This window comes from Sphingobium salicis subsp. salicis, assembly GCF_049472635.1.
GTDB classification, from domain to species: domain Bacteria; phylum Pseudomonadota; class Alphaproteobacteria; order Sphingomonadales; family Sphingomonadaceae; genus Sphingobium; species Sphingobium yanoikuyae_A.
In genome coordinates this window covers 1,282,495-1,306,183 of the sequence record NZ_JAYRCS010000001.1, presented here as the reverse complement: position 1 = coordinate 1,306,183, position 23,689 = coordinate 1,282,495, and the positions used below count along the sequence as shown (strand labels likewise).

General features: G+C 65.8%; 19 protein-coding genes. 14 read left to right on the top strand and 5 right to left on the bottom strand.

Features of this window, described 5'->3' with window-relative positions; translation table 11 throughout:
* Window positions 1-137: 137 nt before the first annotated feature.
* A complete protein-coding gene (locus VHN57_RS06335) occupies window positions 138-3,143 on the bottom strand; it encodes a TonB-dependent receptor domain-containing protein (protein WP_278985525.1) in 3,006 nt (1,001 codons plus the stop codon).
* A 364-nt stretch (window positions 3,144-3,507) separates the two neighbouring features.
* Here VHN57_RS06335 and VHN57_RS06330 point away from each other — a divergent pair, with 364 nt between their 5' ends.
* Both VHN57_RS06330 and VHN57_RS06325 read left to right on the top strand, forming a co-directional pair.
* Window positions 3,508-4,890, top strand: coding sequence for an MFS transporter (locus VHN57_RS06330; RefSeq protein WP_423283170.1), 1,383 nt, complete (start codon window positions 3,508-3,510; stop codon window positions 4,888-4,890).
* Between the two features lie 26 nt (window positions 4,891-4,916).
* On the top strand, window positions 4,917-6,392 hold the full coding sequence (locus VHN57_RS06325; protein WP_423283168.1) for an aldehyde dehydrogenase family protein: 1,476 nt from the start codon (window positions 4,917-4,919) through the stop codon (window positions 6,390-6,392).
* A 23-nt stretch (window positions 6,393-6,415) separates the two neighbouring features.
* On the opposite strand, the gene VHN57_RS06320 is transcribed toward VHN57_RS06325, so the two are convergent.
* From VHN57_RS06320 to VHN57_RS06310, 3 genes are read right to left on the bottom strand one after another with little or no spacing between them, the layout of a single operon-like run.
* A complete protein-coding gene (locus VHN57_RS06320) occupies window positions 6,416-7,822 on the bottom strand; it encodes a M20/M25/M40 family metallo-hydrolase (protein ID WP_423283166.1) in 1,407 nt (468 codons plus the stop codon).
* Complete coding sequence (locus tag VHN57_RS06315; protein ID WP_004212347.1) at window positions 7,819-8,010, bottom strand: ferredoxin; 192 nt, start codon at window positions 8,008-8,010, stop codon at window positions 7,819-7,821. Before VHN57_RS06315 ends, VHN57_RS06320 begins: the two co-directional genes overlap by 4 nt.
* A complete protein-coding gene (locus VHN57_RS06310; RefSeq protein WP_063976861.1) occupies window positions 8,007-9,248 on the bottom strand; it encodes a cytochrome P450 in 1,242 nt (413 codons plus the stop codon). The genes VHN57_RS06315 and VHN57_RS06310 overlap by 4 nt, the downstream gene beginning before the upstream one ends.
* A gap of 370 nt (window positions 9,249-9,618) precedes the next feature.
* On the opposite strand from VHN57_RS06310, the gene VHN57_RS06305 reads away from it, so the two are divergent.
* The 7 genes from VHN57_RS06305 to VHN57_RS06275 are packed head-to-tail and all read left to right on the top strand — an operon-like array spanning window position 9,619 to window position 17,462.
* Window positions 9,619-10,800, top strand: coding sequence for an acyl-CoA dehydrogenase family protein (locus VHN57_RS06305; protein WP_278986819.1), 1,182 nt, complete (start codon window positions 9,619-9,621; stop codon window positions 10,798-10,800).
* Between the two features lie 46 nt (window positions 10,801-10,846).
* Entirely contained in the window at window positions 10,847-11,998 is a 1,152-nt protein-coding gene (locus VHN57_RS06300; protein ID WP_278986820.1) for an acyl-CoA dehydrogenase family protein, read from the top strand.
* A 7-nt stretch (window positions 11,999-12,005) separates the two neighbouring features.
* On the top strand, window positions 12,006-13,025 hold the full coding sequence (locus VHN57_RS06295) for an NADP-dependent oxidoreductase (RefSeq protein ID WP_278986821.1): 1,020 nt from the start codon (window positions 12,006-12,008) through the stop codon (window positions 13,023-13,025).
* Between the two features lie 11 nt (window positions 13,026-13,036).
* On the top strand, window positions 13,037-14,245 hold the full coding sequence (locus VHN57_RS06290) for a CoA transferase (RefSeq protein ID WP_278986822.1): 1,209 nt from the start codon (window positions 13,037-13,039) through the stop codon (window positions 14,243-14,245).
* Window positions 14,242-15,066 carry an HTD2 family dehydratase gene (locus VHN57_RS06285; RefSeq protein ID WP_278986823.1) on the top strand — a complete coding sequence of 275 codons (825 nt, stop codon included), beginning with the start codon at window positions 14,242-14,244 and terminating at the stop codon, window positions 15,064-15,066. Before VHN57_RS06290 ends, VHN57_RS06285 begins: the two co-directional genes overlap by 4 nt.
* Before the next feature lie 13 nt (window positions 15,067-15,079).
* Window positions 15,080-16,234, top strand: coding sequence for an acyl-CoA dehydrogenase family protein (locus VHN57_RS06280; RefSeq protein ID WP_278986825.1), 1,155 nt, complete (start codon window positions 15,080-15,082; stop codon window positions 16,232-16,234).
* A 28-nt stretch (window positions 16,235-16,262) separates the two neighbouring features.
* A complete protein-coding gene (locus VHN57_RS06275; protein ID WP_278986827.1) occupies window positions 16,263-17,462 on the top strand; it encodes an acetyl-CoA C-acetyltransferase in 1,200 nt (399 codons plus the stop codon).
* A 67-nt stretch (window positions 17,463-17,529) separates the two neighbouring features.
* Here the strand turns inward: VHN57_RS06275 and VHN57_RS06270 are convergent, their stop codons facing one another.
* Window positions 17,530-18,426, bottom strand: coding sequence for a DMT family transporter (locus VHN57_RS06270; protein WP_423283161.1), 897 nt, complete (start codon window positions 18,424-18,426; stop codon window positions 17,530-17,532).
* Window positions 18,427-18,533: 107 nt separating this feature from the next.
* Here VHN57_RS06270 and VHN57_RS06265 point away from each other — a divergent pair, with 107 nt between their 5' ends.
* The 5 genes from VHN57_RS06265 to VHN57_RS06245 all read left to right on the top strand — a co-directional run bounded on the left by VHN57_RS06265 (window position 18,534) and on the right by VHN57_RS06245 (window position 23,652).
* Window positions 18,534-18,920, top strand: coding sequence for a c-type cytochrome (locus VHN57_RS06265; protein ID WP_004212329.1), 387 nt, complete (start codon window positions 18,534-18,536; stop codon window positions 18,918-18,920).
* A 141-nt stretch (window positions 18,921-19,061) separates the two neighbouring features.
* Window positions 19,062-20,315 (top strand): CaiB/BaiF CoA transferase family protein, encoded by a 1,254-nt coding sequence (locus tag VHN57_RS06260; protein WP_278988587.1) that lies wholly within the window; start codon window positions 19,062-19,064, stop codon window positions 20,313-20,315.
* Complete coding sequence (locus tag VHN57_RS06255) at window positions 20,312-21,094, top strand: SDR family NAD(P)-dependent oxidoreductase (RefSeq protein WP_004212325.1); 783 nt, start codon at window positions 20,312-20,314, stop codon at window positions 21,092-21,094. The genes VHN57_RS06260 and VHN57_RS06255 overlap by 4 nt, the downstream gene beginning before the upstream one ends.
* A gap of 12 nt (window positions 21,095-21,106) precedes the next feature.
* A complete protein-coding gene (locus VHN57_RS06250) occupies window positions 21,107-21,973 on the top strand; it encodes an enoyl-CoA hydratase (protein ID WP_007707227.1) in 867 nt (288 codons plus the stop codon).
* Entirely contained in the window at window positions 21,970-23,652 is a 1,683-nt protein-coding gene (locus tag VHN57_RS06245) for an acyl-CoA dehydrogenase family protein (RefSeq protein WP_278988328.1), read from the top strand. The genes VHN57_RS06250 and VHN57_RS06245 overlap by 4 nt, the downstream gene beginning before the upstream one ends.
* Window positions 23,653-23,689: the final 37 nt, after the last annotated feature.

Here is a 23,689-nt window from a genome sequence, read left to right as displayed (position 1 = left end):
GCCATTGGGCGCTTTTGCGGCTGTTTGGCGCCGGCATCTCCAAGTCGTCTGGGCCACCCCATCGCCACGAAAAAAGCCGCTGAAAACCGGATGATCCGGCCTCCAGCGGCTTGCTCCGAATGGCTCTTTGCCGATTATCAGAATTTGAAGCGGACGCCCGCCGTGAAGGCACGGCCGATGAAGTCGTAGACCGCGATATTGGTGGGCAGGTTCACCCCCGGCACGGTGCCCGGAATGATCGGCGGCTGCTTGTCGAACAGGTTGTTGACGTTGGCGAACAGCTCGAAATTGCCATTCCCCTGGGGCACGGTGAAGCGCATGGCCAGGTCGGTATACCAGACCGCCTTCACCTTATCGTCGACGAACTCGATCGGCACCGGCCCACCGGGAATATCCAGCCGCATCTTGTGAATATATTGTTCGGACAGGGTGATGCCGAACGGCCCGTTGCTGTAGTCGATCGAGAAATTGCCGCGCCAGCGCGGGAAGCCGGCCGGGTTGCTGCCGACCACGCTGACGCCCGCATAATGGGCGATCGGCGCGCCCGCATATTGCTGGGCATCGAACTTGTCGAGATAGTTCATGTAGAGCCGCAGGCTGAGCGCCCCGTCGCCCATCGCGGTGCGATAGCTGGCGTCGAAATCGATGCCGGCGGTCTTCAGAAAGGCGATGTTGGCCGGCACGATATGCACCAGCGAGGGCAGGCTGGTCGGCGTCGCCCGATCGATCAGGCCGCATTCGGCCACGCCCGATCCGCCCGCATTATAGCAGTTGGTGATAATCTGCTGCGACGAAAGCGTGTCGATCAGGCCCGTGACCTTGATCTTGTAATAGTCGACCGACAGCGAGAAGCCGGGGAAGAAGGACGGCGTCAGCACGCCACCGATCGTCAGCGTCTTGGCTTTTTCCGGCTTCAGATTGGCGTTGCCGCTGGTGACCGTGTTCACATTCTGGTTGAGGCCGCTGCCATAGCTGCCATCGGCCGTCTGCAGATCATTGACGATGCCGATGCCACTCTGCGCCCCCGAATAAAGTTCGAACAGGTTGGGCGCACGGATGTCGCGCGACAGGGTGGCACGCAGCAGCAGGTCATCGACCGGCTTCCAGGTCGCGCCGACCTTCCAGGTCTCGACCGTACCCGACGTCGAATAGTCGGTGATGCGGCCCGCGCCGTTGATGCTCAGTTCCCGGAAGAAGGGCTTGTCCTTCAGGATCGGGACCGCCAGTTCGGCATAGGCTTCCTTGACGTTCAGGCTGCCATGCGCCGTGCCGACATTGGTCAGCCAGTAGAAGTTGGTGGTGGCCGGCACCCCGCGCAGTCCGGCGAAATAGGCGCTGCGCTCGGCTGCCGTGTCGAGCAGCGAGGGATCGGCATTGCTGGTGAGGTTCAGCGTCTGCTTGCGATATTCCGCGCCGACCGCGAAGTCGACCGGCCCGGCCGGCAGGTCGAACAGGCTGCCACTCAGGTTCACCGCAAAGCTGTCCTGGCGGATGCTCGCGCGGTAGCGCGACGTGCCGGTGGCATAGGCATAGCCTTCGGGCGTCGACTTGGACGGATCGCCATGCAGCACGTCGATCGGCTTGCAGCCCGCATATTGGCTGGCATAGGTCGGATCGAGCAGCACGCGGCAGGTGATCTGGCCGGTGCTCGGATCGACCACTGCGTCGGCCGCCGCATAGAGCTTCTTGCTGTCATAGAGGCCGGAATTGGCGAGGATGTGCTTGGAGTCGCCATGCGAGTAGGTGGCGCTCCAGTCCAGCCCGCCCAGCTTGCCGGTGAAGCCGGCATTGACCATCCAGTAATCGGTCCGTTCCTTGGCGATGGCGGTCGGCTGGCCGGCATCATATTGGCCGACCGTGTAGCTGTCCGTCGCCGACGTCAGCGCCGAATTCAGCGCGGACGACAGATAGGGATTGCCCTTGTAGATGGTGACACCCTGCGACGCCGGGACCAGCGCATTCACCTGGGTCGAATATTCCAGGTCCGAGCGTGACCAGCTACCCTGGACGAAGGCGTTGATATCGTCGGTCAGATCATAGCTCAGACGACCGAACGCCTGATAGGTGGTCAGCGGGATGACCGCCGCGCCGGTGGTCGGGATCTGGTAACCGTCGCCACCCGACTGAAAGCCGGTCGTGCCGACCGCCGTGCCGGTGTTGAATGGCCGGGTCGTGCCGTCATTGTTGATGACCTGCCCGACATAGGGATTGCCCGCCACGCTGGAGGCGGTGATGCGGCCATTGGGCGCCAGCGCCGAAATCAGGATGTTCGACCCGATCGTATAGGGGTTGCGCGCGCCGCCCGGCGCACAGACCGACGCCGGCTCGCTCGCCAGCTTGGTGCAGCCCACGACGCTGCCGACATAGCTATAGCCCTTGGTCGCATAGTCGCGATCGCTGCGCAGCATGCCTTCATTGTTGGAATATTCGCCGCTCAGCAGGATATGCCCGCGCCCGCCGGCAAAATCCTGGCCAACCGCCAGGCCGAGGCGCTGGCTGGCATTGTCGCCCTCGTCGGAAATGCCCGCCTGAGCGACGCCCTTGATGCCGGTGAATTTCTTGTCGAGCACGAAGTTGACGACACCCGCGACCGCGTCAGACCCCCATTGGGCCGAGGCACCGCCGGTCACCACGTCAACCCGCTGCATCAGCAGCTGCGGCAGCACATTGGTGTCGATCGTGCCGATATATTCGGTCGGCGACACGCGCATGCCGTCGAAAAGGATCAACGTGCGCAGCGGCCCCTTGGGATTGGCGCTGGGCGTGCCCAGGCCGCGCAGGTTGAGCACATTGCCGTGGATCGGCGCGTTCGAGAAGTTCGACGCCGACTTGGACGGGCTGAGCGAATTGGAGAATTGCGGCAGCTTGTTGAGCGCGTCCGGAATGCTCGACGGCGTCGTGCGCGACAATTCCTCGGTGGTCGCGACCGTCACCGGCGTCGGCGCGGTATAGCCGTCGCGTACGATGCGCGAGCCGGTCACGACGATGTCGGATGTGCTGACCGGTGCGGCACTACCCTGCTCGGCGGCCTGCTCCGGTGCCGGTGCGGGCGCCGCCGCATCCTGCGCCAGCGCGCTGCCCGTCATCGCGACGATGCTGGCGCCGATCGCCAGCGACGACGCAAAAATCTTGTGCTTGGACATTGGTCTTTCCTCTCCCTGGACGCAATGTGTCGGCTCGTTGGCCCACACCTGTCATTATTATCCCGGTGTGCATTTTTATTTCTATCGCTCCAGCGGTGGATGTCAACTAATTTTGCACCAGTGGTAAATGTTTGATCGAAAAGAATTTGCCGCCTTGCCGCAACGGAAATCCGGCCTTCTTATTAGGGACAGGGGATAAAGCCGCGAAAAGCGGCGCATCATATATTGACCTATGGTGCAAAAATGTGCGTTATGCCGGCAACAGATCGTGCCGCTCCGCGGACCAGGCACGGCGATCAGCATGGAGAAGGTCGGTGTCGAGCCTGCGCAACAGAGAATCGGTGATAATCAGGGCGTTCCGCCGATGAGCGAACCTGCCTTGTCCCTGTCAGCTTCGCCGTCACCCTCAGCGCCGATCGACAGCCCCGCGCCGCCGCCCCCTGCTCCGGCCTCCGCCGACTATCCGAGCCCCTTCATGGGCTGGCTCACGGTTGCGATCCTGTTCCTGCTCTATATATTGTCGCTGACCGACCGGAACATCATGGCGCTGATGGTCGGCCCGATCAAACAGGATCTGGGTCTCTCCGACCTCCAGATCAGCCTGCTCCAGGGGCCGGCCTTCGCCGTCCTCTTCTGCCTCTGCGCCATTCCGCTCGGCATGGCGCTCGACCGCTTCAGCCGCCGCATCGTCCTCTACCTGTCGGTGACGGTCTGGAGCATCGCCGCCGCTTCCTGCGGCCTCGCGGGCAGCTTCGTCGGCCTTGCCATGGCGCGGGCCGGGGTGGGCGCGGGCGAATCGGGTTTTGGCACCGGCAGCTATTCGGTCGTCGGCGACAGCTTCCCGCCGCACCGCGTCTCGCTCGCCATGTCGGTCTTCATCATGGGCGGCGTCATGGGCGCGGGCATCGTCTTCCTGCTGGGCGGTCCGATCGTCGGCGCGGCGATGAAAGCCGGCCCTGCCACATGGCCGCTCTTCGGCACGCTCCAGCCCTGGCAGCAGGTGTTCATCATGACCGGCGCGCCCGGCATCCTGCTCGCCTTCCTCGTCTTCCTGTTCCGCGAACCGCCCCGGCGCAAGGCCGTGAGCGCAGGCGCGGGCTATGGCGAGGCATGGGCCTATATCCGCCAGCACAAGCCGCTCTACACCGCCGCCTTTGTCGGCTTCGGCCTCGCCTATGCCGCCACCATCGGCTTCCAGCTCTGGACGCCAGTCTATCTCGCCCGCGTCCATGGCTGGCAGCCGGCGCAGATCGGCCCGGTGATCGGCATCGCCCAGATCGCCGCCGCCGCGCTGATCCCGCTCCATGGCTGGACCGTCGATCGCCTCTATCGCCGGGGGCGCAAGGACGCGCATCTCTTCTGGTGCCTCATGACCGTGCTGGCCGCCGCCCCCTTCGGCATCGCCGCCTTCCTGGTCGCCAGCCCCTGGGCCACGGTCGCCTGCTACTGGTGCTTCATGGCGCTGATCCTCTCGACCGCCAGCATGGGGCCGGCCACCGTCCAGGTCGTCACCCCGGCCTATCTGCGCGGCCGCGTCTCGGCCCTCTATGTGCTGGCATCGGGCCTCATCGCCATGGCCGGCGGCCCGGCCTTCATCGGCCTCGTCACCGACAAGCTGTGGGGCGACGAGATGAAGGTGGGCCTCTCGCTCATCACCAGCGTCTTCTGCGTGCTGCTGCCGGCCGCCCTTCTCTTCGCCCTCGGCCGCGCCTCGATGCGCCGCGCCCATGAAGGCGATCCGGTCTGACCGGCTGTTCCCGAAAGGACATAAAGATGATCGAAACCCGCCGCCCCGCCTTCATCGACGGCAAGCCCAAGCAGTTGCTGATCGACGGCCAGCATGTCGACGCCCTGTCGGGCAAGCGCTTCCAGAGCTTCAGCGCGTCCACCGGCGAACTGGTCGCCGAACTGGCGCTGGCCGGCGCCGAGGATGTCGACCGCGCCGTGCGCGCCGCGCGCGCCGCCTTCGAAGGGCCATGGAGCGGGTTCAAGCCGGCCGAGCGCCAGGCGGTGCTGCTGCGTCTCGCCGATCTGGTCGATGCCGAGTTTCAGGATCTCGCCCTGCTCGACGTGATCGAGATGGGCCGGCCGATCACCGCCGCCATGGGGCTGCGCGGCATGTTGCAGCGATCGTTGCGCCATTTCGCCGGCGCCGCTACCGCCATCCATGGCGAGACCCTGTCCAACAGCTTCCCGGTCGATCTCCTGTCCTACACGCTCAAGGAGCCGGTCGGCGTCGTCGGCGCGATCATCCCCTGGAACGGGCCGCTGTTCAGCGCCGCGTGGAAGATCGGCCCGGTGCTCGCCACCGGCTGCACCATCGTGCTGAAGCCGGCCGAGGATGCCTCGCTCAGTCCGCTGCGCTTTGCGCAGCTCTGCCTGGAGGCCGGCGTGCCGCCCGGCGTGGTCAATGTCGTCACCGGCGCGGGCGAGACCGGCGCGGCCCTTTCCGCCCATCCCGACGTCGACAAGATCGCCTTCACTGGCTCGTGCGAGACCGGCCAGCGGATCATCGCCGCTTCGGCCGGATCGGTGAAGAAGGTGACGATGGAACTGGGCGGCAAGTCCCCCAACATCATCTTTGCCGACGCTGATCTCGACGCCGCGACACCAGCCGCCGCCATGGGCGTGTTCAACAATTCGGGCCAGGTCTGCGCCGCCGGCACCCGCCTGTTCGTCGAACGGCCAGTCTATGAGGAAATGGTGCAGCGCATCGCTGCCTTCGCCGCCAATCTCAAGATCGGCCCCAGCCTCGATCCCGAAACCGTGATCGGCCCGCTGGTATCCGCCAAGCAGTTCGCCCGCGTCTCCTCCTATCTCGACCTTGGCCCGCAGGAGGGCGCTCGCCTCGTCACCGGCGGCCATCGCGTCACCGGCGGCGCGCTCGACCAGGGCCATTGGGTCGCCCCGACCATCTTCGCCGATGTGACGGACGAGATGCGGATCGCGCGGGAGGAGATTTTCGGACCCGTCTCCTGCATCCTGCCCTTCGACAGCCTGGACGAGGTGATCGGCCGTGCCAACGCGACCCGCTTCGGCCTCGCCGGCGGGGTCTGGACCCGCGACATCGGCAAGGCCATGACGGCGGTCAAGCGCATCCGCGCCGGCTCCATCTGGGTGAACCATTATTTCGCGATGGACCCGTCGGTCCCGTTCGGCGGCTATAAGATGAGCGGCTATGGGCGGGAGGGCGGCGCCGAGCATATCGACGCCTATCTCCAGACCAAGGGCGTGTGGATCCGCACCTGAGCACCGCCAACCCGAGGGGCCGGTCAGCGCCCCTCGGCATAGGCGCGGATCAGCGCATAGAGATAGTCGCGCCCATCATAGACGCTCTTCACCCGGATGCGCTCGTCCACGCCATGCGCGCCATTGCCGTCGGGATCGAGGAAGATGCCCGGCACGCCATAGGTCGGGATGCCCGCAGCGCTGAGATAGCGACCATCGGTGCCGGCGGTCAGCAGGTTGGGCACCACCGGAATGCCGGGGAAATGCCGCTGCGCCAGTTTTTCGGCCGGTCCCATGATCCGGGGATCGAGCGGCGGCGGCACGGCCGGCGCCCCCTTGTCGCCCTTGCGCGTCAGGGCAATGCCGGACGGCAGCGCCGCGCGCAGCCGCGCCTCGACATCCTCCACCCTGTCGCCGGGAAACAGACGACACTGGATCGTCGCCTGCGCCCGCTGCGGCAGCGCGTTTTCGGCATGGCCCGCCTCCACCTGCGTCGCGACGCAGGTGGTGCGCAACATCGCATTATAGGTGACGTCGCCTGTCACCGTCGCGACCGTTGCGGCATCGTCCTGCCCCTGCCCCAGCCGCTCCATCGCCTGCCCCATCGCGCCGCCAACGATCGGCCCCATGCGGGTGAAATAGCCGCGATTGGTCGGATTGAGCTGGATCGGGAATGACAGCCGCCGCACCGCCGCGAGCGCATCGGCCAGGTCATAGATCGCATTGTCGGGACGCGGCCGGCTGCTATGGCCGCCACTGTTGCGCGCCTCGATCGTGAAGCTCTGCGCATATTTCTCGCCCACCGCCAGATAAAGGGCGATCGGCCGGCTATCCTTGTCGCTGATGCCATAGCCGCCCTCGTTCAGGGCAAAGCCCGCCTGTACCACGTCGCGCCGGTTGCGCAGCAGCCAGTCGACGCCGTTCACCGCATCGCTGCTTTCCTCGCCACAGGTCAGCGCCACCTTGATCGTGCGCCGGGGACGAAAGCCCGCCGCCTGCATCCGGATCAGGCTGTCGACCCAGATCGCCGATAGCGCCTTGTCGTCGATCACCCCGCGCCCGATGAAATAGCCCTTCTCCTCGGTCAGCCGGAACGGATCGCGCGGCCAATCCTCGCGCCGGGCAGCGACCACATCGATATGATCGACCAGCAGCATCGGTGCGGCGCGCGGATCGCTCCCCTCGATCCGGGCGATCAGGCCGCCATCCTTGTCATGCCCCTCCGGCACGAAGACCTCGGCGCGGTCCGGCCCGAAGCCAGCCTTGCGCAGCCGATCGAGCATCCGGCCCGCCGCCACGGTGCAGCTGCCGGTCGGGGCGCTGGTGTCGGTCTCCACCAGTTCGCGATAGATATCGCGAAAGGCGATCTGGTCGGGGCGCAGCTCCGCCGCCATAGCCGGGCCGGATGCCAGCGCGACAAGGCCACCAAGGGCCAGCAGGGAGCTTCTCATTTCTGGATGTCGAGCGCGCGTTCGGGGCAGGATTTGGCGCCCATCCAGGCCAGCCTCTCCTGCTCTTCCGGCACGTCGATGTCGCCGGGCATGATATAGCCCTCGTCATCCAGTTCGAAGATGTCGGGCGCCATCGCCCAGCAGCGGGCATGGCCCTGGCATTTCTCGCGATGCACAATGATCTTCATGCCGCATCCTCCTGCGACCAGTCGAGGATGAGATTTTCGATCCCGAACACATGGCCGCCATAGGTGACCGGCGCGGTGCCGGACTTGATGCGGAAGGTCGGGATGCGTTTCAGCCATTCCTCCAGCCCGACGACGATCTCGCGCCGCGCCAGATGCGACCCCAGGCAGCGATGCGGACCGTAGGCAAAGGCAGTGTGGCGATTATCCTCGCGGGCGAGGTCGATGCGCGCAGGATCGGCAAATTCCAGCGGGTCGCGATTGGCGATCATCGTCGCGCAGGACACATAATCGCCCTTGCGGATCGGCGCACCCTCGAAATCCACGTCCTTCGTCGCGACCCGGATCATCTGCACCGTCGGATAGGCGCGCAGCAATTCCTCCGCCGCCAGCACGATCCGCTTGGGATCGTCGCGCAGCCATTGCTGGTCCGCCTGATGCCGCGCCAGATAGTTGAGGTCAAAGCCGATCGCGGCCGCCACCGTGTCCAGCCCGGCGATGAACAGCAGCACGCCCGTGCCCCTGATCTCCATGTCGGTCAGCGGCCGGTCGTCGATCCGCGACTGCACCAGGAAGGACATGAAATCATCGACCGGCTGCCGACGCCGATCGGCCGAAAGCTCGTCGATGAACGCGACGATGGTGCGCGCCGCCGCCGGCCGCTTCACATTGTCGCCATGCAGCAGGTCGTTGGCCCAGCCGACAAATTCGTCCAGCCTATCGTCCGACAGGCCCAGGAAGCGCAGGAAGATATTGACCGCGAAGGGGAAGGCAAAATCGGTCATTACGTCGCAACTGGTGCCCGACGCCGCGATCCGGTCGATCAGCACGCTCGCCCTTTCGCGCACCGCCGTTTCCAGCGCCATCACCCGCTTGGGCGACAGCAGAGGATTGAGCAGCGAACGGAACTTGCCATGGTCTGGCGGGTCCAGTTCCAGCGGGATCATCGGCCAGCTTTCGCCCAGTGCCGAGGCAAAGATGCTGCGATGGCTGGAGAAGGTTTCGGGATCCTGCAGCACCCGCCGCTGGTCCTGCGCGCGGGTGATGACCCAGGTGCCCTTGCCGTCGCGGGTGTTGACCGGCGAATAGAAGATGCGCGGCCCGTCATGCACCACCGCGCTCGCCGCCTGCGGGTCGCCATTGGGCGTCGGCTCCAGCCCCGGCGAACTGAACAGGCTGAAATTGCCGATCATGTCGGGCGGCACATGCGCCGGGATCGGACGGGCGGCCATGGTTTCCATACTACGCTCTCCTGCAGCGGTAGCCAGTTCTCGCGCCACGGCGGACCGGCCTTATCAATTTTGCATTATGGTATAGTTTATGAACAGGTGACCGGCTGTCAATCGGACAATCGTCGTTACGATATTTTCCCTTGCGCGGCGCACGGGCGCCGCCGCATTTCCACGCTTTTCCGCCGCATTGCGCAAAATTCGCGATTTCCGTTGCGGATGAAAATTATCCTTGAGTGCAAAATATAACTAGCCACCTGTGCAATATTGACCTAAGGAATCGCTCATGGATCGCAAGCGGCCATCCGAAAGCCGCGAGCAGCCCGACGGGTAACACCCGGACGGCGCGTTCGCCTTTCGAGCAGAACAGGGATGTGAGTGGATGGCGGAAATGGAGCCCATCGATAGAGAAGAATTCCGGCAGGAGGCGCGTGCCTGGCTGAAGGCGAATTTTCCGCCGGCGCTGACCAATGTGCCCGGCCTGATCTTCCAGGGCGACGCCCATGCCGCCGCCGCCAATGCCGACTATCAGCTCTGGCGCCAGCGCATGACCGACAAGGGCTGGGGCGTGCCGACCTGGGCGCCGCGCTATGGCGGCGCCGGCCTCACCGAAGCGCATGGCAAGATCATCGGCGAGGAACTGGCGGCGATCGGCGGTTTCAACCCGATCCGCAGCTATGGCACGATGATGCTTGGCCCGACTTTGCTGGAATATGGCGACGAAGCGCAGAAGCTGGAACATCTGCCCTTCATCGCCAGCCATGAACGGCGCTGGTGCCAGGGCTTTTCCGAACCCGGTGCGGGATCGGACCTGGCCGCGCTCCAGACCAAATGCATCGACATGGGCGATCACTGGCTGGTCAGCGGGCAGAAGATCTGGACGTCGGGCGCCGACCAGGCCGACTGGTGCTTCGTCCTCGTCCGCACCGATACCGAGCGCAAACAGGGCGGCATCAGCTTCCTGCTGGTCGACATGCAATCCGAAGGGATCGAGGCCCGGCCGATCGTCCTCATCAGCGGATCGACCCATTTCTGCGAAGTCTTCTTCAACGATGTGAAGGTGCCCAAGGGCAATCTGGTGGGCGAGGTCAACCAGGGCTGGACCATCGCCAAGCGGCTGCTGCAGTTCGAGCGCAACAGCCTGTCGGAGGTGAAGGCCGACATCACCCCCCTCGCCCCGCTCGCCCATGACTATCTGGGCACGGACGCGCTCGGGCGGATCGGCAGCCCGGACCTGCGCGCCCGGATGGTGCGCAATGCGATGCGGCACGAAGCCTATATGGCGACCGTCCGCCGGCTCGCCGCCGAAGCCAAGAATGGCGGCCCCAGCCATGGCGTGTCCGCGCTCAAGAATTTGTGGTCCGGCATCATCCAGGAACGGGCCGAACTGCTGGTCGAGATCATGGGCGCCGATGGCCTGGGCTGGGCCGGCGATCCCTATAGCGCGGCCGAGAAGGAGGCGACGCGCGCCTGGCTGCACAGCAAGGCCTTCTCCATCTACGGCGGCAGCTACGAGGTGCAGAACAATATCACCACCAAGCGCACGCTGGGCCTGCCGGGCTGAGCATGGGCGAGGACGAGAGAAAAGACAGGATGCGGGAGGACGCGCCGTGGCGGTGCTGAACGAAGAACAGACGATGCTGAAGGACATGGCGTCGCAATGGGTGCGCGACCGCCTGCCCGTGACCGCGCTGCGCGGCCTGTACGATCATGGCGGCGGCGGCCGCAGCGGATCGGACGGCTATGATGCCGACGCCTGGGCCGAAATGGCGCAGATGGGCTGGTGCGGCATCATCGTGCCGGAAGCCCATGGCGGCGCCGATTTCGGCTATCTCAGCCTTGGCCTGGTGATCGAAGAGCTGGGGCGCACCCTGGCCGCCTCGCCGCTCATCAGCTCCGCGCTGGTCGCCGCATCCGCGCTGCGCCTCGCGGGAACGCAGGAGCAACAGGCCCGCTGGCTGCCGGGCATCGCCGACGGATCGCTGATTGGCACGCTGGCGCTCGACGAAGGGCCACATCATGCACCCGAGCGCACCGCGCTGGCCGCCACAGCCTCGCACGATGGCTGGAAGCTATCCGGCACCAAGCGCCCGGTGCAGGACGGCATGATCGCCGACCTCGCCATCGTTGCCGCGCGCACCAGCGGCGCGCCGGGCGATCGCGATGGCCTGACCCTGTTCCTGGTGCCGACCGACAGCGCCGGACTGGAACGGCAGGTGCTCGACCAGATCGACGCCCGGCGCCCGGCCTTCTATCGGCTTGAGGCTGTCAATGTCGCCGACAACGACGTGCTGGGGGAAGTCGGCAAGGCCGCCGACCTGATCGACGCGATCCGCGACCGGGCGGCGATCGGCATGGCCGCCGAAATGCTGGGCAGTGCGACCCAGGCCTTCGACATCACGCTCGATTATCTCAAGACCCGCGTCCAGTTCGGCGCGATCATCGGCTCCTTCCAGGCGCTGCAGCATCGCGCGGCCGAACTGTTCGGCGAATTGCAGCTGACGCGATCGGCGGTCGAAACCGCGCTGGCGGCGATCGATGCCGATGATCCGGCGCTTCCCGCCCTCGCCTCGCTCGCCAAGGCGATCGCCGGCGAGACGCTGCACCGCATCTCCTCGCAGATGGTCCAGCTGCATGGCGGCATCGGCATGACCCATGAACATGATGCCGGACTTTACCTGAAGCGCGCCCGCGTCGCGGAGCAATGCCATGGCAGCACCGCCTGGCATCGCGAGCGCTGGGCGCGGCTCAATGGCTATTGAAGGGCCGATGACCATGCCATCGCGCGAAATACAGTTGAAGCGCCGCCCGGTCGGCGCCCCCGTGGCGGAGGATTTCGCCACCATCGAACAGGCTCTGCCGCCGCCCGGCCCCGACGAGGTCCAGGTTCGCAATCTCTGGATGGCGGTCGACCCGGCGATGCGCGGGCGGATGAACGACGCCAAAAGCTATGTCCCGCCCTTCGCCCTCGATGCGGCGATGGAGGGCCCGGCGATCGGCGAAGTGATCGCCTCCAACGATCCGGCCTTCGCGCCCGGCGACCTCGTCTTTTCCCGGCTTGGCTGGCGCGAGGCGTTCAACGCCCCAGGCACCACGCTCCAGCATCGCGATCGCCAGGCACTGCCGCCCCAGGCCTATCTCTGCTTCGCCGGCATGACCGGCCTCACCGCCTATGCCGGCCTCATCCGCATTGCGGAGTTGCAGCCGGGCGACACCGTCTTCGTGTCGGCTGCGTCCGGCGCCGTCGGATCGATCGCCTGCCAGATCGCCCGCAACATGGGATGCAGGGTGATCGGATCGGCCGGTGGCCCGGACAAGACCGCCTTCCTGCGCGATGTGCTCAAGGTCGACGCCGCGATCGATTACAAGGCGGAGCCGAACCTCACCAAGGCCCTCGCCCGCGAAGTCAAGGCGATCGGTGCCAGCGGCATCGACGTCTATTTCGACAATGTCGGCGGCGATCATCTGCAGGCCGCCCTGTCGCTCGCCAATGATTTCGCGCGCTTCGCCATCTGCGGCATGATCTCGCAATATAATGTGACCGACGCGCCGACCGTGCCGCGCAACCTCACCATGCTGATGACCAAGCGCATCCGCATGCAGGGCTATATCGCACTCGACCATATGGATCTTGAGGCGGAAATGCTGGAGCGCATGACCGCCTGGAACCAGGCCGGCCAGATGGCCTCGGCCGAAACCGTCTATGACGGCATCGACAAGGCGCTCGACGCCTTCTGGGGCCTGTTCTCGGGCGCCAATATCGGCCGCACCATGGTCAGGCTGGGCTAGGGGGAATATCCATGTACGACATGCTCAAGGGCCTGCGCGTGGTCGAGGGGGCCGCCTTCATCGCCGGCCCGTCCAGCGGCCTGCATCTGGCGCAGATGGGGGCGGAGGTGATCCGCTTCGACGCCATCGGTGGCGGCCCGGACTATCGCCGCTGGCCGGTCGCCCCCTCCGGGGCCAGCCTCTATTGGGAGGGGCTCAACAAGGGCAAGAAATCGATCGCGATCGATCTTGGCCGGCCCGAAGGGCGCGAACTGGCGGTCGCCATCGCCACCGCGCCGGGCGACAATGCCGGCCTGTTCCTCACCAATTATCCGGTCAAGGGCTTCCTCAGCCATGAGGCGCTGGCCGCGCGCCGCGCCGACATCATCAGCGTCCGCGTGATGGGCTGGGCCGACGGGTCGCCGGCGGTCGATTACACCATCAACGCCGCCGCCGGCGTGCCGATGATGACCGGCCCGGCCGACGATGACCGTCCGGTCAACCATGTCCTGCCCGCCTGGGATCTTCTGGGCGGCGCCTATGCCGCCTTCGCCATGACGTCCGCCCTGCTGCGCCGACGCGCGACCGGCCAGGGCGCGGAAATCCGCGTGCCCCTGTCGGACCTCGCGGCCTCAACCCTGTCGCATCTCGGCTCCGTCGCCGAAGTGCTGTCAGCCGGCGACCGGCCGCGCATGGGCAATGACCTGTTCGGCGCCTTCGGCCGGGATTTCCTGACCGCCGACGGCAAAAGGCTGATCGTCGTTGCCATCACCCCGCGCCAATGGACCGGCCTCCTCAAGACGCTGGACCTTGGCGAAGCGATCGCCGCGATCGAGGGCGAAACGGGTGCCAATTTCGCCAGGGATGAAGGCGCCCGCTTCACCCACCGCGCCCGGCTTTTCCCGCTGTTCGAAGCAGCCTTCGCCGCGCGCAGCAGCGACGCGCTAAAGCCCGCCTTCGACGCGGGCGGCGTCACCTGGGGCGAATATCAGTCGCTGCATCAGGCTGTGACACAGGACGAACGGCTGTTCACCGCCAATCCCCTGTTCGAGACGATCGCCCATCCCAGCGGCCTCACCTACCCCACCTCCGGTCCGGCGGGCACGCTGGCCGGCGAGGGGCGCGGCGCCGTCGGCACGGCCCCGCGCCTTGGCGAGCATAGCGACCAGATATTGAGCGAGTTGCTCGGCCTCGACAGCGGCGCGATCGGCCGCCTCCATGACGAAGGACTGGTCGCATGACCCTTCCCCCATCCGATATCGCCCATTGGCAGACATGGGTCGGCAGGACCGAGAGCCGGACCGAAATGCTCGGCCGGGAAGCGCTGCGCCGCTTTGCCGCCGCTATCGGCGAACCGCTCGATGTCGAGGCGGTCCAGCCCTCACTGGCCCATTGGGCCTTTTTCCTGCCGGTTGCCGCCGCTGACCAGATCGGCCCGGACGGCCATCCCAAACGCGGTGGCTTCCTGCCGCCGATCAGCCTGCCCCGCCGCATGTTCGCGGCCGCCGAGATGCAGTTCCACGCGCCCTTGATGCTCGACTGGGAAGCGACCCGCACCTCGACCGTGCTGGACATCGCCCACAAGAGCGGCCGCAGCGGCGAGCTTGTCCTCGTGAAGGTCGGCCACAGCATCGTCCAGGCCGATCGCGAACGGGTGAGCGAGGTGCAGACCATCGTCTATCGCGACACCGGCGCACCGACGCCCGCGATCGCCCCCGCGACCGTCGATGCGGCCCCCGACGATGTGAGTTGGGCGCCCGGCAGCGTCGACCTGTTCCGCTTCTCGGCCGTCACCTTCAACAGCCATCGCATCCATTATGACCTGCCCTATGCGACCGGCGAGGAAGGCTATCCCGGCCTGGTGGTCCACGGCCCCTTTACCGCTGCCAAATTGTTCGGCCATGCCCGGCGCGGCGGCCGCAGCCCGACCCGCTTCGCCTTCCGCGCGGTCGCGCCGGTCTTCGCCGGCCAGCCCGTATTGCTGCGCGAGGATGAAGCCGGCCGCTGCCGTGCGATCCGCTGCGACGGCAGCGACGCGATGGTCGCCGACATCGGATATTGAGAGGAGATTTTTCATGGACGCCGAGACGTTCGACCTGTTCCGCACCACCGTCCGCCGCTTCGTCAGTGAAAAGCTGATCCCGGCCGAGGACGCCGTCGAGGAAGCGGATGCCGTTCCCGAAACCATCATCCAGCAGATGCGCGACATGGGCCTGTTCGGCCTGTCGGTGCCGGAGGAATTTGGCGGCATCGGCTGCACTATGGCGGAGGAAGCGGCGATCATCCGCGAGATCACCCGCGCGTCGGTCGTCTTCCGCTCCGTCATCGGCACCACGGTCGGCATCGGCAGCCAGGGCATCGTCATGGACGGGACCGAGGAACAGAAGCGCGAATGGCTGCCCAAATTCGCCACCGGTGAGGCGATCGCCAGCTTCGGCCTGACCGAGCCGGAGGCTGGGTCCGACGCCGGTTCACTGCGCACCGTGGCGGTCCGCGACGGCGACACTTACCGCATCACCGGCACCAAGCGCTTCATCACCAACGCGCCGCGCGCCAGCGTCTTCACCCTGATGGCCCGGACCGAACCGGACGTGAAGGGCGCGGCCGGCATCTCCGCCTTCATCCTGCCCGCCGGCACCCCCGGCATCAGCTTCGGCAAGCCGGACAAGAAAATGGGTCAGAAGGGCGCGGTCACGACCGACGTGATCCTGGATGACGTCGTCGTGCCGGCCGCCAACATCATCGGCGGCGTACCCGGTCGCGGCTTCAAGACCGCGATGAAGGTGCTGGATCGCGGCCGCATCCATATCGCCGCGGTCGCGCTCGGCATGTGCCAGCGGCTGATCGACATGGCCCTGCAATATGCGATGGAGCGCAAGCAGTTCGGCCAGCGCATCGCCGATTTCCAGCTGGTCCAGGCAATGCTCGCCGACATGAAGGTCGACATGCTGACCACCGAGGCGCTGATGCAGTCGGTCGCCGCCAAGTTCGACGCCGGCGAGCCGGTCAGCCTGGAATGCGCCGCGCTCAAATATTACGCCTCCGAAGCCGTCGGCCGGATCGCCGACCGCGCCGTCCAGATTTATGGCGGCGCCGGCTATATGGCCGAATATAAGGTCGAGCGCTTCTATCGCGATGTCCGGCTGCTGCGCATCTATGAAGGCACCAGCCAGATCCAGCAGACCATCATCGCCAAGCAGATGATCCGCCAGGCCGAAGCGGCCGCCTGATCCTCCCCATTCCCGCAAAGGACATCGCATGCGCAGAGCCGCCATCGTCGCCCCCATCCGCACCGCCGTCGGCAAATATGGCGGTTCTCTGAAATCCTTCAGCGCCGGCGATCTGGGCGCGGTCATCATCAAGGCGCTGATGGAGCGGACCAGGATCGATCCGGAACGGATCGACGATGTCGTCTTCTCCCAGGGCTATGGCAATGGCGAGGCGCCCTGCATCGGCCGCTGGTCGGCGCTGGCCGCCGGCTTGCCCGAAAGCATTCCCGGCGTGCAACTCGACCGGCGCTGCGGTTCGGGGCTTCAGGCGGTGATCGACGCGGCCATGCGGATCCAGACCGGCGCCGCCGACATCGTCGTCGCCGGTGGGGTCGAGAGCATGTCCAATGTCGAATATTATTCGATGGACCATCGCTGGGGCGCCCGTTCCGGATCGACCCAGTTCCATGACCGCCTGACCCGCGGCCGCGTCATGTCGCAGCCGATCGCCCGCTATGGCATCATCAGCGGCATGATCGAGACGGCGAACAATCTCGCCAAGGATTATGACATCAGCCGCCAGGCCTGCGACGAATATGCCGCAATGAGCCATCAACGCGCCGCAGCCGCCTGGGCTGCCGGCAAGTTCGACGACGAGCTGGTTCCGGTCGCCGTGCCCCAGCGCAAGGGCGATCCGCTAATCTTCGCCATGGATGAGGGCATTCGCGCCGACGCCACGCCGGAATCGCTCGCCCTGTTGAAGCCGATCGAGAAGGATGGCGTGGTCACCGCCGGCAATGCCAGTCAGCAGAATGACGCCGCCGCTGCCTGCCTGGTGGTCGCGGAGGACAAGCTGGAGGAACTGGGCCTTGAACCCATGGCCTGGCTGCACAGCTGGGCCGCGGCGGGCTGCGATCCCTCGCGCATGGGCATTGGTCCGGTGCCGGCAGTCGAAAAGCTGTTCGCCCGCAATGGCCTTGGCTGGAACGACATCGATCTGGTCGAACTCAACGAAGCCTTCGCGCCGCAGGTTCTGGCCTGCCTCAAGGGCTGGAACTGGGACGATCGCGACAAGCTCAACGTCAATGGATCGGGCATTTCGCTCGGCCATCCGATCGGCGCGACCGGCGGACGCATCCTCGCCAATCTGCTGCGCGAGCTGCAGCGGCGCGACGGCCGCTATGGCCTGGAAACCATGTGCATTGGCGGCGGTCAGGGCCTGGCCGCCATCTTCGAACGGGCGGTCTGACCACCGCCTTTCGGAAGCCCCCTGGGCCGGCGTCGAGGCATGCGACGCCGGCCCATTTTTTATGTGGTCAGTCGACCGGCCTGCGGTCGGGCGAGAAGGCAATGATCGTCACGCCCAGCAGCGCCACGGTCCCACCTGCAATCATGCCGACCGTGATCGGCGTGCCGAAATAGAGCGAGGCGAAGACCGTCGACATGACCGGCGATGCCAGCATCAGCGGCATGATGGTCGAGATCGGATAGCGTTGCAGCAGCCAGGCGAGCGTCCCCTGCCCCAGCACCGTCGCGCCCAGGCAGGAAAAGGCGAACCAACCGGTCGGCACCCAGCCGACATGGGCCAGCCCCGCAATCGCCGGCCGTTCGAAAATCAGGGCAAAGGGCGCCAGCACCGCCGCGCCCATCAGTCCGTTCCACGCCTGGCCGTTCATCACGCTCACCCCGGTCAGCTTGCGCTGCACCAAGGTCGCGCCGCCCCACACCATCGCCGCGCTGGCCATCACCAATACGGCGGGCACCTCCGCCAATATATGCGGGTCGAACACCAGCGCCACGACCCCGGCAAAGGCCAGCAGCACGCCGACAATCTTGCGCCGGTTGAGCCGCTCGCCCAGCAGCAGTGCGCCCAGCAGCAGTGAGAAGGGCACGCTCAATTGCCCCGCGATCGCCAGTGTCCCGACATTGGTCGCCATGAACAAAGCCAGGTTCAGCAGCAGCAGGAACAGCCCGCCATTGAGGAAGCCATAAAGCATCAGCCAGCCCGTCCGCCCCGGCAGCGGACGCAGCGCCGGCGCACAGATCAGGAAGACCGTTCCCATCCGCAGCGCCACCGACAATAGCGGCGCGGTCGCATCCACCACCACCTTCATCGCGATGACATTCAGCGCGAACATGATGTTCACCAGCAACGCCAGCGCCATGCCCCCCGGCCCGAACCGATGGTTCGCCATGGGTTCGCCATCGGCCATTTCCGCATCCTTCCCGCTTCAACCGCCGTTCAGACTCAGACGGCTATTGGTTTATTTATGCACACTGGTATAGATTTTAGCCAGAGAAGAAGGGAAGAGGAATCAGGATGTCGATGAAGCATGTTTCGCGCGTGATGATGTTCGCCATGGCGGTCGCCGCCACCGGCCCGGCGCTGGCCCAGGCTGGCGATGCGACCAAGGGCAAGGCGGTCTTCGCCCGCTGCGCCGTCTGCCATTCGGTCGATCCGGGCGTGAAGAAGCTCGGCCCCTCGCTCTCGGGCGTGTTCGGGCGCACGTCGGGCACCGTCCCCGGTTTCACCTATTCCCCGGCGATGCAAAAGGCCAAGATCCGCTGGGATGCCAAGTCGCTCGACGGCTTCCTCGCCAAGCCCAGCGCTGCCGTCCCCGGCAGCCGCATGGTCTTTGCCGGCCTGCCCAACCCGGCGGATCGCGCCAACCTGCTCGCCTATCTCGCCGGCGCCACCAAGAAATAGCGCCAAAAGTATCCCATAGTGCAATAATTCTTGCCCTCCATTCCTGCACCCGCTATCAGAATCATCAACCGATGCAGCAGATAGACGGAGACAGGAGCGGATGGCGATGACAGGAGTCATGACGGACAAGGCGGGCAGCCGATGAGCGGCCGCGCGCTTGAAGGGATCAAGGTTCTCGACCTGTCGCGCGTGCTCGCGGGGCCATGGTCGACCCAGATACTCGCCGACTTCGGTGCCGACGTCATCAAGATCGAACTGCCCGGCCATGGCGACGATACCCGCGCCTGGGGTCCGCCCTTCCTGACCGGCGCCGATGGCCAGCCGGAAATCGGCACCAGCGCCTATTATCTGTCCTGCAATCGCAACAAGCGCTCCGCCGCGATCAACCTGGCGACGCCACAGGGCGCCGAGCTGATCCGCCGGCTGGCGGCGGAAGCCGACATATTGGTCGAGAATTTCAAGGTCGGGGGCCTGCGCAAATATGGTCTCGACTATGCCAGCCTGAAGGCGATCAACCCGCGCCTCGTCTATTGCTCGATCACCGGCTTCGGCCAGACCGGCCCCTATGCCGACCGGGGCGGCTATGATTTCGTCGCCCAGGGCATGGGCGGCTTCATGAGCATCACCGGCGAAGAGGATGGTGGCCCGCTGCGCGCCGGCGTCGCCATGGCTGACCTGTCGACCGGCATGTTCGCGACAGTCTCCATCCTGGCCGCCCTGCGTCATGCCGAACGCACGGGCGAAGGGCAGCAGATCGACGTGTCGCTGCTCGATACCCAGATCGCGATGCTCGCCAATCAGGGGATGAACTGGCTGGTCGGCGGCATCGTGCCCGGACGCCTGGGCAATCGCCATCCCACCGTCGTCCCCTACAAGACGTTCGAGGTCGCCGACGGCATGATGATCATCGCGATCGGCAATGACCGCCAGTTCCGCGCCTTCTGCACGGAAATGGGCCATGTGGAACTGGGCACCGATCCGCTTTATGCCACCAGCGCCCAGCGCCTCATCAACCGCGACGCGATCGAGGCGAAGGTGCAGGAAATCGTCCGCCCCTTCGCCCGCGATGACCTGATGGCGCGCTTCGTCGCCGCCGGCGTCCCCGCCGGCCCGGTCAACAGCATCCAGGATGTGTTCGAGGATCCCTTCATCGACGCCCGCCAGACCGTCCATCGCTACCGCCGGGAAGAGGATGGGGTCGAGATTCCGACCGTCGCCTATCCCGGCAAACTGTCGGCGACGCCGGCCGATTATCGTCACTGCCCGCCGCGCGTGGGCGAACATAGCCGCGAAATATTGGGGGAATGGCTCGGCCTCGACGACGGCGCGCTCGACGCGCTGACGAGCGACGGCGCGATCGCCCAACGCCCCGTGAAGGAGAGGACACAGGCATGAAGATCGACCAGGGGGTAGCCGCCATCGTCACCGGCGGGGCATCGGGCCTCGGCGAAGCGACGGCCCGCGCCATCGCGGCGCAGGGCGCCAAGGTCGCGCTGTTCGATTTCAACGAGGAAACCGGAACGAAGGTCGCGGCGGACATCGGCGGCACCTTCTGCAAGGTCGATGTCACCGACGAGGCCTCGGTCGATGCCGGCTTTGCCAAGGCACGCGCCGCGCATGGCCAGGAGCGTATCCTGGTCAATTGCGCCGGCACCGGCAATGTCATCAAGACCGCCAGCCGCGACCGCGAGACCGGCGAGATCAAGGCCTTCCCAACCGACCAGTTCGAACGGATCATCCAGATCAACCTGATCGGCACCTTCCGCTGCTGTGCCAAGTCGGCCGCCGGCATGCTCAGCCTCGACCCGCTGGAGGACAAGGCGCGCGGCGTCATCATCAACACCTCCAGCGCGGCGGCGGTCGACGGCCAGATCGGCCAGGCGGCCTATTCCGCGTCGAAGGGCGGCATCGTAAGCCTGACCCTGCCGATGGCGCGCGACCTGATGGGCGAAGGCATCCGCGTCAATGCGATCCTGCCCGGCATTTTCGACACGCCGCTGATGGCACGGGCCAGCGACAAGGTGCGCGATGCGCTGTCGGCCACCGTTCCCTTCCCCAAGCGTTTCGGCAAGCCCGAGGAGTTTGCCGCGATGGCGCTGGCGATGATCGAGAATGACTATTGGAACGGCGAATATGTGCGGCTCGACGGTGGCCTGCGCATGCCGCCGCGCTGAGGGAGAAGGACGATGTCCGAAGAAGCGCAGCCCGAATTCGTGACCTACAATGTGGTGGACGGCGTCGCCTGGGTGATGCTGAACCGCCCCCAATATGGCAATGCCCAGAATTACCGGCTGCTCGGCCAGCTTGACGATGCCTTCAAGCGCGCGGTCGAGGATGACGGGGTCAAGGTGATCGTGCTCGGTGGCGAGGGCAAGCATTTCTCCGCCGGCCATGACATCGGCACGCCGGACAAGGACAGCCACATGCCGCGCACGCGCACCAGCATGTGGTGGGACCATCTGAACAAGGGCGGCGCCGAACGCCAATATGTGCTGGAACAGGACGGCTATCTGGGCCTGTGCCGGCGCTGGGCCGACATCCCCAAGCCGATGATCGCCATGGTGCAGGGCGCCTGCATCGCCGGCGGGCTGATGCTGGCCTGGGTCTGCGACCTCATCATCGCATCGGAAGACGCCTTCTTCCAGGATCCGGTGCAGCGCATGGCCCAACCGGGGGTCGAATATTTCGCCCATGCCTTCGAACTGCCGACCCGCGTCGCACGCGAACTGCTGCTGCTCGGCCGCCGCATGCCGGCCCAGCGCGCCTATAATTTCGGCATGGTGAACGAGATTTTCCCGCGCGAGACGCTGCGCGAGGAAGTGGCCAAGATCGCCGCCGAAATCGCACAGCATGAACGGTTCGGTCTGGCGCTGACCAAGCAGGCGTTCAACTTTGTCGAGGATGCGCGCGGCAAGCGGCAGGTGATGGATAGCGTGTTCCATATGCATCATCTCGCCCATGCCCATAATCAGCTGATGACCGGCAATCTGGTCGGCGGACTGGATGCCAAGGCAATGGCATCGGCGAACAAGAAGCAGGCGGGGGAAGGATGAGCGCGACCATGGAGATGGAAAAGAATATCCTGGTCCTGCCCGATCTGCCGGCACTGCTATCGGGTGCGGCCGATGCCGCCCATGCCTTTGTCGCCGCCGCACGGCCGCATGTGAAGGCGCGGATCAGCAGCGATGGTGGCAAGGTCGATCGCGTCCTCGCCGATGTCGAGCAGCATGTCGTCCACGGCTTTGGCTGGTTCGCTGCCTATGCCGAAATGCTGCGCGAAGTCGCCAGCTGGGCGGCCAGTCTCGACGCCCAGGGCAGCTTCGGCGAGATCGAGGCACTGCTCGCCCAGTTGCTCTTCGCCGAATATGGCGCGCAGATGCTGGGCGGCATCCCGATGAACCAGGGCGAGGTGATCCGCCCCACCGACCTCACCGACGATCTTTCCGCGCTCGACGCACCGGCCCTGCGCACCCTCATCCGCAGCGGCGGCGGCCAGGCGGTGAAGAGCGCCATTGCCAACCATCTGGTCGATGCACGCGGCCGGGCGACGCTGGAAAATTGCGGCCTCGACGAGATGTTCGACATGGTGCGCGACCAGTTCTTCGCTTTGTCGAACGAGAAGGTCGCGCCCTTCGCCCATGAATGGCATCTCAAGGACGAGCTGATACCGCTGCCGCTGGTTCAGGAACTGGGCGAGATGGGCGTGTTCGGCATGACCATTCCGGAGGAATTTGGTGGCCTTGGCATGGGCAAGACCGCGATGTGCGTGGTGTCGGAAGAATTGTCGCGCGGCTGGATCGGTGTCGGCAGTCTCGCCACCCGGTCGGAAATTGCCGCCGAACTGATCCTGACCGGCGGCACCGCCGAGCAGAAGGCCCATTGGCTGCCGCAGATCGCCAATGCCGCAATCCTGCCCACCGCCGTCTTCACCGAACCCGATACCGGCTCCGACCTTGGCGCACTGCGCACCCGCGCGACGCTTGCCGATGGCGAATATCGGGTCAGCGGCAACAAGACCTGGATCACCCATGCGGCCCGCGCCGACGTGATGACCCTGCTAGTCCGCACCGATCCCGACACCCGCAACTATAGCGGCCTGTCGATGCTGATCGCGCCCAAGCAGCGCGGCACCGTCGACGCCCCCTTCCCCACGCCCGGCATGAGCGGCGGCGAGATCGAGGTGATCGGCTATCGCGGCATGAAGGAATATGAGATCGGCTTCGACGATTTCCGCGTGCCCGCCGCCAATCTGCTCGGCGGGGTCGAGGGCCAGGGGTTCAAGCAGTTGATGGCGACCTTCGAAAGCGCCCGTATCCAGACCGCCGCCCGCGCCATCGGCGTCGCCCAGGCGGCGCTCGACATCGGCCTTTCCTACGCGCTCGACCGCAAGCAATTCGGCCGGCCGATCTTCGACTTCCCGCGCGTCGCCAACAAGCTGGCGATGATGGCGGCGGAGATCATGGGCGCGCGCCAGCTCACCTATTTCGCCGCCCGGCGCAAGGATGAGGACAAGCGCTGCGATCTGGAGGCCGGCATGGCCAAGCTGATCGGCGCGCGGGTCGCCTGGGCGGCGGCCGACAATGCGCTGCAGATCCATGGCGGCAACGGCTTCGCCACCGAATATCAGGTCAGCCGCCTGCTGGCCGACGCGCGCATCCTCAACATTTTCGAGGGCGCCGGCGAAATCCAGGCCCAGGTCATCGCCCGCCGCCTGCTCGACGAAGCCAATTAAGGGATCGGCCCTTCCCCGCCACCGGGGAAGGGCCGAT

Bases quoted from the DNA above. Each gene is read 5' to 3' on its own strand.
- VHN57_RS06335 (WP_278985525.1), bottom strand. From the start codon at position 3,143: ATGTCCAAGCACAAGATTTTTGCGTCGTCGCTGGCGATCGGCGCCAGC.
- VHN57_RS06330 (WP_423283170.1), top strand. From the start codon at position 3,508: ATGAGCGAACCTGCCTTGTCCCTGTCAGCTTCGCCGTCACCCTCAGCG.
- VHN57_RS06325 (WP_423283168.1), top strand. From the start codon at position 4,917: ATGATCGAAACCCGCCGCCCCGCCTTCATCGACGGCAAGCCCAAGCAG.
- VHN57_RS06320 (WP_423283166.1), bottom strand. From the start codon at position 7,822: ATGAGAAGCTCCCTGCTGGCCCTTGGTGGCCTTGTCGCGCTGGCATCC.
- VHN57_RS06315 (WP_004212347.1), bottom strand. From the start codon at position 8,010: ATGAAGATCATTGTGCATCGCGAGAAATGCCAGGGCCATGCCCGCTGC.
- VHN57_RS06310 (WP_063976861.1), bottom strand. From the start codon at position 9,248: ATGGAAACCATGGCCGCCCGTCCGATCCCGGCGCATGTGCCGCCCGAC.
- VHN57_RS06305 (WP_278986819.1), top strand. From the start codon at position 9,619: ATGGCGGAAATGGAGCCCATCGATAGAGAAGAATTCCGGCAGGAGGCG.
- VHN57_RS06295 (WP_278986821.1), top strand. From the start codon at position 12,006: ATGACCATGCCATCGCGCGAAATACAGTTGAAGCGCCGCCCGGTCGGC.
- VHN57_RS06290 (WP_278986822.1), top strand. From the start codon at position 13,037: ATGTACGACATGCTCAAGGGCCTGCGCGTGGTCGAGGGGGCCGCCTTC.
- VHN57_RS06285 (WP_278986823.1), top strand. From the start codon at position 14,242: ATGACCCTTCCCCCATCCGATATCGCCCATTGGCAGACATGGGTCGGC.
- VHN57_RS06280 (WP_278986825.1), top strand. From the start codon at position 15,080: ATGGACGCCGAGACGTTCGACCTGTTCCGCACCACCGTCCGCCGCTTC.
- VHN57_RS06275 (WP_278986827.1), top strand. From the start codon at position 16,263: ATGCGCAGAGCCGCCATCGTCGCCCCCATCCGCACCGCCGTCGGCAAA.
- VHN57_RS06270 (WP_423283161.1), bottom strand. From the start codon at position 18,426: ATGGCCGATGGCGAACCCATGGCGAACCATCGGTTCGGGCCGGGGGGC.
- VHN57_RS06265 (WP_004212329.1), top strand. From the start codon at position 18,534: ATGTCGATGAAGCATGTTTCGCGCGTGATGATGTTCGCCATGGCGGTC.
- VHN57_RS06260 (WP_278988587.1), top strand. From the start codon at position 19,062: ATGAGCGGCCGCGCGCTTGAAGGGATCAAGGTTCTCGACCTGTCGCGC.
- VHN57_RS06255 (WP_004212325.1), top strand. From the start codon at position 20,312: ATGAAGATCGACCAGGGGGTAGCCGCCATCGTCACCGGCGGGGCATCG.
- VHN57_RS06250 (WP_007707227.1), top strand. From the start codon at position 21,107: ATGTCCGAAGAAGCGCAGCCCGAATTCGTGACCTACAATGTGGTGGAC.
- VHN57_RS06245 (WP_278988328.1), top strand. From the start codon at position 21,970: ATGAGCGCGACCATGGAGATGGAAAAGAATATCCTGGTCCTGCCCGAT.